The 13,321-nt window shown below is 29.8% G+C and carries 10 protein-coding genes; 3 read left to right on the top strand and 7 right to left on the bottom strand.

The window, feature by feature from the left end; all coding sequences use genetic code 11:
* Positions 1-138 precede the first annotated feature (138 nt).
* Together BTO07_RS10430 and BTO07_RS10435 are read left to right on the top strand one after the other, a co-directional pair.
* Positions 139-1,317 (top strand): acyl-CoA dehydrogenase family protein, encoded by a 1,179-nt coding sequence (locus BTO07_RS10430; RefSeq protein ID WP_087521171.1) that lies wholly within the window; start codon positions 139-141, stop codon positions 1,315-1,317.
* A 247-nt stretch (positions 1,318-1,564) separates the two neighbouring features.
* Complete coding sequence (locus tag BTO07_RS10435; RefSeq protein WP_087521172.1) at positions 1,565-5,011, top strand: hypothetical protein; 3,447 nt, start codon at positions 1,565-1,567, stop codon at positions 5,009-5,011.
* A gap of 259 nt (positions 5,012-5,270) precedes the next feature.
* Here BTO07_RS10435 and BTO07_RS10440 read toward each other — a convergent pair whose 3' ends face one another.
* Positions 5,271-5,564, bottom strand: coding sequence for a hypothetical protein (locus BTO07_RS10440; RefSeq protein WP_087521173.1), 294 nt, complete (start codon positions 5,562-5,564; stop codon positions 5,271-5,273).
* A 30-nt stretch (positions 5,565-5,594) separates the two neighbouring features.
* Positions 5,595-6,440, bottom strand: coding sequence for a universal stress protein (locus BTO07_RS10445; protein WP_157663326.1), 846 nt, complete (start codon positions 6,438-6,440; stop codon positions 5,595-5,597).
* A 307-nt stretch (positions 6,441-6,747) separates the two neighbouring features.
* Here BTO07_RS10445 and BTO07_RS17635 point away from each other — a divergent pair, with 307 nt between their 5' ends.
* The gene (locus BTO07_RS17635) at positions 6,748-6,870 is read left to right on the top strand and encodes a hypothetical protein (RefSeq protein ID WP_257789745.1); all 123 of its coding nucleotides are present in this window, start codon (positions 6,748-6,750) and stop codon (positions 6,868-6,870) included.
* A gap of 246 nt (positions 6,871-7,116) precedes the next feature.
* Here BTO07_RS17635 and BTO07_RS10450 read toward each other — a convergent pair whose 3' ends face one another.
* The 5 genes from BTO07_RS10450 to BTO07_RS10470 form a co-directional block, all read right to left on the bottom strand.
* On the bottom strand, positions 7,117-7,932 hold the full coding sequence (locus BTO07_RS10450; protein ID WP_087521175.1) for a universal stress protein: 816 nt from the start codon (positions 7,930-7,932) through the stop codon (positions 7,117-7,119).
* A 192-nt stretch (positions 7,933-8,124) separates the two neighbouring features.
* Positions 8,125-8,334 (bottom strand): YgaP family membrane protein, encoded by a 210-nt coding sequence (locus BTO07_RS10455; RefSeq protein ID WP_087521176.1) that lies wholly within the window; start codon positions 8,332-8,334, stop codon positions 8,125-8,127.
* An 18-nt stretch (positions 8,335-8,352) separates the two neighbouring features.
* The gene (locus tag BTO07_RS10460; protein WP_087521177.1) at positions 8,353-8,658 is read right to left on the bottom strand and encodes a hypothetical protein; all 306 of its coding nucleotides are present in this window, start codon (positions 8,656-8,658) and stop codon (positions 8,353-8,355) included.
* A gap of 92 nt (positions 8,659-8,750) precedes the next feature.
* Positions 8,751-11,945 carry an efflux RND transporter permease subunit gene (locus BTO07_RS10465; RefSeq protein WP_087521178.1) on the bottom strand — a complete coding sequence of 1,065 codons (3,195 nt, stop codon included), beginning with the start codon at positions 11,943-11,945 and terminating at the stop codon, positions 8,751-8,753.
* Between the two features lie 256 nt (positions 11,946-12,201).
* On the bottom strand, positions 12,202-13,281 hold the full coding sequence (locus tag BTO07_RS10470) for an efflux RND transporter periplasmic adaptor subunit (RefSeq protein WP_087521179.1): 1,080 nt from the start codon (positions 13,279-13,281) through the stop codon (positions 12,202-12,204).
* Between the last annotated feature and the right edge of the window lie 40 nt (positions 13,282-13,321).

The raw sequence follows: 13,321 nt of genomic DNA on the forward strand, positions 1-13,321 counted from the left end.
ATCTTTAACTTTGTTTTATTTGATTATTGTAAGATTGATTTTTACAATGATAAATACATAAATTAAACAATTATTATTAATTTTGTTTAAATTTACACAAATATAAAATCGAAATAATTCAATTTATAGATATTAAGTATGAAAAAAGATCTCTTTCAAGCTCCTGATTATTATAATTTAGATGATTTATTAACTGAAGAACATAAATTAATACGTGATGCTGCTCGAGAGTGGGTAAAGCGTGATGTTTCTCCAATTATTGAAGAATATGCTCAAAAGGCAGAATTTCCAACTCAAATTATAAAAGGGTTATCAGAAATTGGAGCCTTTGGACCTTATATTCCTGAAGAATATGGAGGCGCAGGTTTAGATCAAATTTCTTACGGATTAATTATGCAAGAAATAGAACGTGGAGATTCTGGCGTTCGCTCTACCGCTTCTGTACAATCTTCATTAGTGATGTATCCTATTTACACTTATGGAAACGAAGAACAACGCAAAAAATATTTACCAAAATTAGCTTCTGGAGAATGGATGGGTTGTTTTGGATTAACAGAACCAAACCACGGTTCTAATCCCTCAGGTATGGAAACCAAGTTTAAAGATATGGGAGATCATTATCTTTTAAACGGAGCAAAAATGTGGATTTCTAATGCACCTTTTGCACAAGTTGCTGTTGTTTGGGCAAAAGATGAAGAAGGTAGAATTCATGGATTAATTGTAGAACGTGGAATGGAAGGTTTTTCTACACCAACAACTCATAACAAATGGTCTTTACGTGCATCTGCAACCGGAGAACTTATTTTTGATAATGTAAAAGTGCCAAAAGAAAACTTATTACCAAATAAATCTGGACTTGGAGCGCCTTTAGGATGTTTAGATTCTGCAAGATTCGGAATTGCTTGGGGCGCAATTGGTGCTGCAATGGATTGTTATGACACTGCCTTACGTTATTGTAAAGAGCGTGAACAATTTGGTAAACCTATTGGTCAATTTCAATTACAACAGAAAAAATTAGCTGAAATGATTACAGAAATCACCAAAGCCCAATTATTAGCATGGAGGTTAGGAACTTTAAAAAATGAAGGAAAAGCTACTTCTGCACAAATTTCTATGGCAAAACGTAATAATGTAGACATGGCAATTAATATTGCTAGAGAAGCAAGACAAATGTTGGGCGGAATGGGAATTACTGGTGAATACTCTATTATGCGACATATGATGAATCTAGAAAGTGTAATTACTTATGAAGGTACTCATGACATACATTTACTAATTACTGGTTTGGATGTTACTGGCTTAAATGCATTTAAATAACAATTAAAAAAGTAACTAAAAGCTGAAAAAACCATTGAAATTAATTCAATGGTTTTTTCAGCTTTTAATCAAAAAAATCTCTCTCTTTTAAAGTTTTATATTCGTTGTAAAACACTCAATCTTAAACTGATTCCCTCAATCGTATTCGTTAAAATTTACTCGAAACATGATATTTAACAGGTTTTATAAATCTTTCATTTTTTAGTTTTGCTTAAGAAATTATACTAATACTATCAACTAAAACACCATGGAAGAAACTAGAAAAGATATTGTTCAGTTTATAAACTTAAGGTTAGCTTCGTTGGGACAACCAACATTTAAAGACAAATCAGAAAGTGCTGATAAGTTTTTAGATCCTAAATTTGAAGAGTTAACAAGCGGGCTTATAAAAAGTTTACAAGAAAAATCAAGATTATTATCTGATCATCTTTCTCCAGTAGATACAAGAATACAAGAATTTATAGACGACTATTTAAAAGACGTTTCTATAGACAAACCTACTGTTTTACCAAACAATACATTAATATTATCAAAAAAAGGACAAGCAAGAGAGGTTAGTTTACCTCCTGATGGAGATACTTTTAAAAGTGATTTAGTTACAACAAGTAGAGTAAAGCAAGGAATTTTAAACAATCCTTTAAACGATAAAAGAACTACAAAAGGGACTTTTCATATTGTTGAAGGTCCTTTACCTGTTCCTTTAGATAAATTTGAGGTACCAAAAATAGTATTTGCTCATCTTTTAAATGCAGCTTTTAATCCTTCTGATGATTTAAAAATTTTACCATTTACTTCAAGTCAAGAAGAACAAGCTAAAGTAATGGTTTCTACATTAATGAGACCAATAGTTTGTCCGGAAGTAAAAGGTGTTATTTCAGAAAAATCTTTAGAAGTTCGTTTTTTCGTTCCTGGAAACTTAGTAAGTAATTTAGATTTCGTAGAATCTATTTTTGGAAACGCAGGAGATCCTAATTTAGCTCAAAACGATGCTGCTTTAGATACAGAACATTGGACAGGTCATACAGGTTGTATCGTTTTAGCTCCGCATTTAAAAGAGTTAAAAAAGAAAGATCTTGGTTTACCTCATTTTGATGATGCTACAGAACGTCAGATAAAAGACGGAATGTGTTGGAAAGATGAAAATGATCTTTATAACGATGGTGGTGCATTTAAAATAACTTGTAGAGATGATAGAGGTGTTGTAATTACTTTAATTGCAGATAACTACTATGGTTATTCTAAAAAAGAAATTAAAACTCAAATTAGCTATTCTGCTAACTTATTTGGATTAGTAGAAGAAGAGCATGCTGGGGGTGCAATTGCATTTGCTAGAAGAGTTATGGGTGATACTTTAGATGGTAGAGACTATTCTGAATTCCATAATTTCGAGCATACTTTTGAAGGTGTAAAACAACTTTTAGGTGATACAATTGATGTAAAACCAGAAAACTACGCCGTAGATAAAAAATACCCAAATATTATTTATATTCCTGAGTTTGCATATGTAAACATCACTACAAATAGTATTACTTGGATGCATCATAGTAAAGAGCAAAAATTAACTTTGTCTCCTTTTAAAACTTATGTACACCCAACAGGTAATAAATTTAAATTAGAAAAACATAAATCTATCGATTTGTGGAGAATTGTAGATACGTTTGCAGAAGGAGTTTTCTGTCATAAACCTTGTACAGTTTCTGGTGGTGGAAAATCTGAAATATCTAAATCGATGCAAAATGCTATTACATATAGTAATTTTAACATTCAAAATATCGATGAAGATTTCAAAAAAGCAGATGAAATTATAGAATTTGTGTACTCTAATCGTTGGAAAGTTAAAGATCCAAATAGACCAATTTCAAGATCATTTTTAAGTGAAAAAAGATCGTTAAGTTCTGCAGTGAAATTATTAATTCCTTCTGAACATAATTCAGATGAATTTAATGCGTTTTTAGATGGAATTCCTGTTCATATTCGTTCTTTAGTATTATTTGTAAAACGTTTATACAGACAAGCTCATGGTGAGTTAAACTGGAAAGAATACATGTCTGTAGAAATTATCAACGGAAAAAAAGGTACCGGGCTTTTATATAATAATACTCCTGTTGTTGGTAGTTATGTTCGTATTGGATTCAACGAAAAGGGAAACTGGATGTTGAACAAATTACGTTCTGATTTTTCTCCTTGTGAAAAAATACAAACTGAAGATGATATTACAGCTTCTATAACAATACCTAGAAATAGATTAAAAAACTTAAACCCTGAGTTTACAAACAAGAGTTTAAAAATCCTTACCAATTGTGAAGCTCACTTGTTTCAAAGACCAGATGAAGCAGTAGTAAGAGGTTATGATAAAGGAGCTGAATTAGATTTAGTTACTGAAGGAAGGTTTTTAACAAACTACGAGTTACTTAAAAAAGAAGATGCTGTTGTTATATATGAAGACACCATTAACTATGATAAATATACGCAACCCGTAAAAGATTTTATTGAAAGTATTGTAAAAAGTGATAAAGAAGAAGAGTTTTTTGCATTACCATCACATACAAGAATTGTAAATGGTGAGCCAACTAAAAACCCTCGTTATTTAGAGCCTAATAAAGTTATCAATGAAACAGAAGATACTTATTTAGCAGAAGTAGGTGTTCGTTTAGTTAGAAAAATGGAATTAACAGATCCGTTAAATAACGTTGTAAATGCTGTTTTACCAGGAAGAAGAAATAACCCTGTAGACAAAGCTGCTGGTATTAGACCATTAGCTGTTTATAGTCCTATTCACTACCAAGAAACTCCAGAATTATTTATGGATTTTATTTGTAGTTTAACAGGTAAATCACCATCAACAACTGGTGCAGGTTCTGAAGGAGCTTTAACAAAAGCACCTTTTAATATGTTAACGCCAACAACCGATTTAAATAATGCGTTGTTATCACATATTTTAACTGAATCTAATGGTTTTAGTACTGCAGCCGGTTATGTTGGTGCAGAAAATAAAATTGACCATGATGTCAGTTTATTAATTCCTGAAATTTGGGCAAGAATAGAACCAATTGACAGAGATCCAAAAGCTTTAATTGCAAATGGTTCTTTAGAAAAAATAGAAGATTTTGAATTCGAAGGAGAAACTATTTTAGCGAGTAGATTAGGGTATAGAATTACTAAGAAATTCTCTTACAGATGTATGAATAGAATTTTTGATGAGCCTACTGCTGTTTTTAGTGATAGAATGTTAAAACCAGAATTACAAGGCTTAGAAGATTATGCAGATGGTATTAAAAACATTACTGAAGCTCAACAAAAAGTTGCTTTAAACTATTTTGAAGATGGAAGTATTGAAGCTGCAACACCACCTTTAAAAATTCTTTTACACATAATGGCTTATGGTAATTATGAAGGAAAGCATATTAGCGATCCAGAATTACGTAAGTACTTCGACAGAGATTATGTTGTTAATAGTGAATGGTACAAAGAAAGATTAGTTCTACAACAACAAAAAGATATTGCCTTTTACGGAAAGCAAATAAAATATTTAGAGGATTTTATTTCAAATCCGAGAAACAATGCTTTAGTTTTAGAAATGGATATTAATGGTCGTTTAAAAGATTTAAAACAATTTCACAAAGAAGTTAATTCTGAAAATTATTTAGAAAATTTAAATGGAACTATTGGATTAGATCCTTTATCTAGAAAGTAAATATAAAACAAGCTAAGAAGCTGTTTTTAGAATAATATTAGGGCATCAATTAAAATTGATGCCCTTTTTTATGCACTTATTTCTATACTTAATTTTTGGTTTAATACAATTTACAGAACATGTATTATTGAAAACATATTCGTTAGAAATAGAAATTATAGATATCCATTTAGTATAGAAACAAGGGATTAATACATCCCCAAAAAATAGTAGATAGGTTTAAAAAATGGCTATTAAAATAAATTGAGAAGCAAAAAAATCATCCTAATAGAACAAAGTTTGGGCAAAAAATAGGAATTACAAAAAACATTAATATAATTAATAAGAACATCCACACTAAGCCCATTAAAAGTGGATATACAATTGTATAGTTTTTTAATTTTGGTGTAACTGAATGAGCTAATAAACCGTGAATTCCACCACTAAAAAGAAAAAAGATAATACCTAAAGATATTGATAAAAAAAGTACTGAGTGAGATTCTTTTATCTTAAAAAGATAAATTCCTAATGCTAATGAAACAACAATTAATATTCTATATATCCTTCTTTCCATCTGTTTAAAATTAAATATTACATCACTTTTTTACATTCTATGACCATTAAAACTCAAAAGAGGTATATTGCCTAAAGATTCCATTTTTTTAACTAAATCAGTATGAAATAACATTTTAACTATTCCTTTTGAATCTCTCTCTAACATAGCTATCATATCTGCATTTTCATCTTTTAAATAGGTTTTTAAAGAATCAAAAACATTATCAGAAAAAATTATTTGTGTATCTATTTTATCGTACTTAATTTTTTCTTTTAATAATTGATCAAACCAACTTTTCTTCTGTAAGACATAAGAATTTTCTTTTTTAGAAACATGAACAATTTTTATTGTTGCTTCATATGGCTTTGCAATATGTACTAAATCATAAATTGCACAAATATCATTTTCTTCAAAATCTGAAGCATAAACAATTGTTTTAATATTACTTGCACATATACCTTTAGGAACCGTTAATACTGGACAAGGTGCTTTTTCAATAAGTTTTAAAGCTGTCTTACCTAAGAGAAATTCCTTTAATACTTTTTCACTTTTTGTTCCTGTAATAATCAAATCTGCATTTAGTTTTTTTGCTTTTTCAATAATTCCATTTATAATTGACTTGTTTTCAATAGCTTCAAAACTTACATCTACTTCCTCTAAATCACCTTCGTAATTGCTATTACAAAAATTAATCAATTTATTTTGTTGCGTTATATAAGTCTTATCTTCAAGATTGATATAAGGTTCTTTAAGGTCTTTATCAAAAATTGTAGGATAATCAAAAACATGAATTACAAATAAACTTGTATCTAATTTCTTACTTAAATTAAGAGCGTATTTCAGTGCAGGAATTGCATTTTTAGAAAAATCAGTTGCGTGTAATATCTTTTTCATTTTAAAGAATTTTATTACATTATTATCTTCAAAGTTAAGAGTATTAAAAGAATCCCAAAATGACAATAGTCATTAAGACAGGATTTTATCACACAAAAAAACTATAATAATCAATAATATGAATAACTCTATTAACGAATAATTTCAAGAAATAAATACAATATTTATTAAATCTGTGAATGTTCTTAGAAATGAAATTGACATTAAGAAGTATGAAAACTAAGGAAAAGAAGGAGTTATAAAAATTACTACAAAAAAGTAAATCTATGAAGCAGCTTGTAATAATATATTAGGGCAACGTTTACAATTGATACCTTTTTTCTTATACTTATTACAGCATTTCGATTTAGGTTTAATACAATTTACAGAACAAGTACTATTACAAACAGATTCGTTCGAAATAGAAATTACAGGTGCACTTTTAGTATAAAAAACAATCATTATCAGTAATTATTCTGCAAATATAAGCGTTTATTTAGAATAAATAAAAATAAGATGTTAAAAAATTGACAAGTAATATATTAAGGAAATCTATGTTAATTAAATATAATAGAGGAAAAGTAAGTTACTACAACAGAAAAAATCCCATTGTAAATAAATATACAATGGGATTTTTTTTGCTATTAAATTGTTCAAAGTAACTTTGAACTAAAACTATTTATAAGTGATAAAATTATTACAATTTATTTTCATTAAAACTCATCAATGGAATATCTCCTAAAGTTTCCATTTTTTTAACTAAATCTATATGAAACAACATATTCATTATTCCTTTTGAATTTCTTTCTAACATTGTAACCATATCAGCATTCTCTTCTTTAAAATAAGCTTTTAAAGAATCGAAGGTGTTTTGAGAATAGATGATCTCAATATCAACCTTATCATATTTAACCTTTTCATTTAGTAAGTTAGTAAACCAATCTAATTTTGCAAATTCTGCATCATCTTCTTTTGAAGAAACATGAACAATTTTTATAATGGCATCATAAGCTCTGGCAATACTAACTAGATCATAAATTGCAGAAATATCATTTTCTTCAAAATCTGAAGCATAAACAATTGTATCAATCTTATGTTCTTTTTGCTCTTTTGGAACTGTTAATACAGGGCAGGGTGCTTTTTCTATTAGCTTTTTGGCTTTATTTGCTAAAAGTAATTCCTTAAGTACTTTTTCACTTTTAGTACCACTAATAATTAAATCTGCATTTAAACTGTACGCTTTTTTAAGAATTGCATGTACTATCGATTTATCTTCAATAGCATCAAAACTTATATCTAACTCATCAATATCTCCTTCATAATGTTTTTCACAAAACTCAGTTAATATACTTAGGTGTTTGTTATCTTTCTCACCATCAAGACCTAATGGAAGTGAATCGAAAACATGAATAACAAACAAACTCGCATCTAATTTTTTACATAAATTAAACGCATATTTTAATGCTGGTATTGCGTTTTCTGAATAATCTGTAGCATGTAATATCCTTTTCATCTTATCAAATTTAAAAGCATAAAATTAGACATCATAGAAGAACTATAAAATGATATATATCAACTTATTAAATATTAAATTAATCCAAAGAAGTGAACTCCAAATAAAAATATATTTTACTCAGAGTCCACACGTGTGCAAAGCTATTTGTTGAAAAAATTAATTCTCAACATTATTATTTTATCTATATTTTTAACATGATGAACAAGAGCCACCTTCTTTTTTAACACCTAATTTCACCAAAATTGTTTCTAACAAACACCATTTTGTAAATGCAGATTGAATCATATTTAAACCAATAAAGACTCCAAACCACAACCAATTTATACTAACATAATAAGTTAATGCAACCATTAACAAAACCATTACACCAACAATCACTCTAAAATATTTGTTTAACATTTTTTCTTTATTTTTTAATTATAAAAATCTTTCTACTGGAACTACAATTGCTTTTAGAGGATTATTTGTCTCTAAATTGCTATTAAATTCTTCTAGTAAAGTAAATAAATCGTCTATTTTTTCTTTGTTAGTGAAAGAAAAAAACATTGTTGAACCGTTACCAGTCTTTTCTCCAGAAAACCAATTAGAAGCCATTAATAAAGAAGGTGAATTTTTATGACCATCAATATCTGAACTACTAAAGTTTTCAATATTTGCTTTTTTAAAGATGTTTAAAACATCTTTCTGAAATTCTTCTACGGCTGTAACTAATACTAATTTCATTTGATAACATTTTTTGCTTCCGCTTATTTCACAGATCCACGCAGAGAATAAAAATTCAATCTGCGATTATCTGCAACAATTGGGGAAAATGATTATTTATAATTCTTCTTTTCAATCATATAATACACTAATGGCACAACCAATAATGTTAATACTGTAGAAACAATGGTTCCTCCCATTAATGAGATTGCCAATCCTTGAAAAATTGGATCAAATAAGATTACAAAGGCTCCAATTACAACTGTACCTGCAGTTAATAAAATTGGCGTTGTTCTTACTGCTCCAGCTTCAATTGCTGCTTGTTTTAAAGGCACTCCTTCTTCTAGTCTTAAATTGATAAAATCAATCAGTAAAACGGAGTTTCTTACCATAATTCCTGCTAGAGCAATCATTCCAATAAATGAAGTTGCAGTAAAGAATGCTCCCATAATCCAATGCCCTAAAACAATTCCGATTAATGATAGCGGTATTGCAACCATCATTACAATTGGTGCTTTAAAGTTTTGAAACCACCCAACAATTAAAATATAAATTAAGATAATTGCTCCTAAAAAAGCGATTCCTAAATCTCTAAAAACTTCTAATGTAATTTGCCATTCTCCATCCCATTTCACAGTATAATCGTCTTCAAATTCTGGCTGACCTAAATACATCTCGTTTAATTTATAACCTTCAGGAAGCTTTATTGTATTCAATTTTTCTTCCATTCCTAAAATTGCATACGCAGGACTTTCTAATTCCCCAGCCATATCTGCCATTACATAAACAACACGTTTTTGATTTTTACGGAAAATACTTTTTGCTGCAATTGTTTCTTTAATTTCAACTAAATCTGCAATTGGCACCATGTTACCTTGTTTCGATTTTACTTTCAATTGAGAAATATCAGAGATAGTTGATTTTTCTTTTTCATCCAAAGTTAAAACCAAACCAACTTGATTTACAGCATTTTCGTCATACAAATTTGTAATCGCTCTGTTAGACAAAGCCATATTCATTGTATAAGCAATTTGTTGAGGAGCAACTCCATACAACATTGCTTTTTCTTTATTTATTTCAAATTGATATTCAATTTGATCAGCTTCCACCATAAAATCTACATCAACAACATCATCAGTATTTTTTAAGATATTTTGAACCTGATTTGCAATTTCTATTTGCTGTTCATAATCTGGTCCATAAACCTCTGCAACAATTGTTGATAAAACCGGCGGTCCTGGGGGAACTTCCACCAGCTTTACATTTGCATTGTATTTCTTTGCTATTTTCTGAATTTCTGGTCTTAATAATTTTGCAATTCCGTGACTTTGAATTTCACGTTCGCCTTTATCAACCAAATTCACTTGAATATCAGCCATATTAGATCCACCACGTAAATCGTAATGACGAACTAAACCGTTAAAAGTAATTGGTGCAGAAGTACCAATATAATTCTGATAATTAACAACTTCTGGTCTTGTAGATAAATACTGTGCAATTTCTTGAGTTACAACTCCAGTTCTTTCTAGCGTTGTTCCTTCTGGCATATCAATTACTACCTGAAACTCATTTTTATTATCAAAAGGTAACATTTTCACAGCTACAGAATTGGTGAAAAATAAGACCATTGTTGCCATTAACACAACGAATGTCCCTCCTAAAAACAACCATCTTCTTGTTTTATTTTCAATTAAAGGTCTTTCAAATCTGTCATAAATTTTATAAATAAAAGTTTCTTCCAAAGGTTTTTCAACTTTCTCTTCACCACCTTTTTTATCTTTTTCTCTTAAGAAAATATATCCTAAATAAGGAGTAATTGTTAAAGCTACAAATAACGATAAAATCATTGCAATTGAAGCTCCAATTGGCATTGGTGCCATATAAGGCCCCATTAAACCAGACACAAAGGCCATCGGTAAAACAGAAGCAATTACTGTAAACGTTGCTAAAATTGTTGGGTTACCAACTTCATTAATTGCATATAATGCAGCTTGTTTAAAAGGCAAGCGTTTCATCTTAAAATGCCTATGCATATTTTCTGCAATAATAATGGAATCATCAACCACAATACCAGTTACAAAAACCAATGCGAAAAGCGTAATTCTGTTTAATGTGTAATCTAACATGTAATAACTTAACAATGTTAAAGCAAACGTAATTGGCACAGATAAAAACACCACCAAACCACCACGCCAACCCATTGCTAACATTACCACCAAAGTAACTGCAAAGATAGAACCAATAAGATGCCACAATAACTCTGATACTTTATGAGAAGCTGTTTCTCCGTAATTTCTAGTAACTTCTACGTGAACATCATCAGGAATTAAAGTAGTTCGTAAATGCGCTACTTTATGTAAAATTAATTCCGAAATTTTCATTGCATCTGCACCTTTTCTTTTAGCGACAGAAATAGTTACAGCAGGATATTCCGATTTGTATGTTTGAGATTTCTCGCTCGCTTGTCCAAAACCTAAAGACACATAATTTTGTGGAATTTCTGGTCCATCAACAATAGTTGCTATTTGTTTTAAATAAATAGGTCTATTTTGTTGTACACCAACTACTAAATTCTCTACATCAGTTACAGATGCTAAAAAGTTACCCGTTTTTACTAAAAACTCCGTGTCATTTTTATCAAAACTACCAGAACTTAATTGTGTATTATTGGCTTTTATCATTTGAGAAACCGACAAGAAATCTAATCCACTAGAAGCCAATTTATCTTTATCTAAAACAACTCTTAATTGACGATTTCTTCCACCAATTTTATGCGTAATAGAAACATCATTTATCTTCTTAATCTCTGTTTCTAATTCTTGCCCCATTTGGCTTAATTGATAATCACTGTAGTTTTCACTCCACAATGTTAACCCCAACATTGGCACATCATCAATAGCACGTGTTTTAACCAACGGAAACGTAACGCCTGCAGGCATTTGATCCATGTGTTTGTTAATCTCATTGTATAATTTCACAAAAGAACGCTCTATATCTTCGCCCACATAAAACTGCACAATTACCATTGCTTTTTCATTCATAGCAGTAGCATACACATACTCTACACCTTTAATATTAGAAATTAATTTCTCTAAAGGTTTTACAACTCTATTCTCAATTTCTGTTGGACTCGCACCTGGATAACCAACAAAAATATCTGCCATTGGCACATCAATTTGTGGCTCTTCTTCTCTCGGAATCAAAAACGAAGCATACACACCAACAACCATAAAAACGACCATTAGAAGCACTGTAAGTTTCGATCCTATAAAGACTTTTGCAATTTTTCCAGCTAAACCTTCTTTCATTTCTTTTATATTTTTGGGCGTTTTAACAGGCTATTCATTTCAATCTTTTTTCTTGTGCTGAATTAATTTCAGCATCTTTCTACTTAAGCTTTCTGCTCTTTTAAAAGAGATACTGAAACCAGTTCAGTATAAAAAAAAGGATTTCCATTGCTATCCTTAACGCGATAATTCTTGTTTAAAATTTTATCTTGATACCTACAAGGTTATTGAAACCTTGCAGGAAACTGAAAACTGTTACTGCCAACTGATGACTGTTCTACTGAACACTTATTTTAGCTCCGTTGAATAATTTTCCTTCCGCAGAAACTATATAAGATTCATCAGCATTTAAACCCGATAAAACCTCAACATTATTTCCATAAACTCTTCCTAAACGCAACCAACGTAATAATGCTGTATTGCTTTCACTTACAGTATAAACTCCAGATAACTGACCATTTTCTACAATTGCTTCTTTAGGAATTAAAACCAACTCTGATTTTACTTTTCCTTCTACAGGAAACTGAACCGTAGAAAACATACCAGATAAAATATGAACATCTGTTTTATCTAAATTTATTTTCACTAAATATTGTCCTCCAGTATTTTTAGCAGAAGTACTTACTTCGCTAACTTTTCCTTTCAAGATTTTATCCAAAGATTTTACCAAAACATTTACTGACGTTCCTTTCTTAATTTTAGAAATTTCAGTTTCTGGCACCATTGCAATTACTTCAAACTCTTTAGGCGTTTCTAAACTAATTAAAGGCATTCCTGGGTTTGCCATATCTCCAACTTCTATATTCTTACTGGTAATTACACCGCTAAAAGGAGCTGTAATATTAGAATATGCAAATTGTGCATTGATTTCATTTTTCATCTGATTTGCAGATTCTAAACCTGCTTTTGCCATTTCGTAATTAGCTGTCATATCATCCATTTCTTTTTGAGTGACACTATTACTCGCAAATAAATTTTTGAAACGTTTGTAATTTTTTTCAGCATTATTAAATACAGATTTAGCTTGTGTAATACCTGCATTTACTTGTCCTTTTTTAGCTTGTAAATCCGTATTATTAATAGAAACTAATAATTGACCTCTTCTAACCTTATCACCAACATTTACGTGTACTTTTTTAACGTAACCCATCATTCTTGTGCTTAAATCTGCACTATTAGATGCTTGAATTTTTCCACTTACAGATAAAAACTGGCTATCACTATTTATTGCAACTTTACTAACTGTAATTTTAATTGCAGGTGTAGTATCTTTTACTTCTTTTTTCTCTTCACTTCCACAACTAGTAATGAATAATGATGCAGTTATTACTGCGATTATGTAGATGTATTTTTTCATTTTTTTGTTTTATTTTTTTTGACTGAATACTGCGACTGGT

The organism is Polaribacter sp. SA4-12 (assembly GCF_002163675.1).
Taxonomy (GTDB): Bacteria; Bacteroidota; Bacteroidia; order Flavobacteriales; family Flavobacteriaceae; genus Polaribacter.

Coding starts and splice junctions, on each gene's coding strand:
- BTO07_RS10470 (WP_087521179.1), bottom strand. CDS start 13,281: ATGAAAAAATACATCTACATAATCGCAGTAATAACTGCATCATTATTC.
- BTO07_RS10465 (WP_087521178.1), bottom strand. CDS start 11,945: ATGAAAGAAGGTTTAGCTGGAAAAATTGCAAAAGTCTTTATAGGATCG.
- BTO07_RS10445 (WP_157663326.1), bottom strand. CDS start 6,440: ATGAAAAAGATATTACACGCAACTGATTTTTCTAAAAATGCAATTCCT.
- BTO07_RS10460 (WP_087521177.1), bottom strand. CDS start 8,658: ATGAAATTAGTATTAGTTACAGCCGTAGAAGAATTTCAGAAAGATGTT.
- BTO07_RS10440 (WP_087521173.1), bottom strand. CDS start 5,564: ATGGAAAGAAGGATATATAGAATATTAATTGTTGTTTCATTAGCATTA.
- BTO07_RS10430 (WP_087521171.1), top strand. CDS start 139: ATGAAAAAAGATCTCTTTCAAGCTCCTGATTATTATAATTTAGATGAT.
- BTO07_RS10435 (WP_087521172.1), top strand. CDS start 1,565: ATGGAAGAAACTAGAAAAGATATTGTTCAGTTTATAAACTTAAGGTTA.
- BTO07_RS10450 (WP_087521175.1), bottom strand. CDS start 7,932: ATGAAAAGGATATTACATGCTACAGATTATTCAGAAAACGCAATACCA.
- BTO07_RS10455 (WP_087521176.1), bottom strand. CDS start 8,334: ATGTTAAACAAATATTTTAGAGTGATTGTTGGTGTAATGGTTTTGTTA.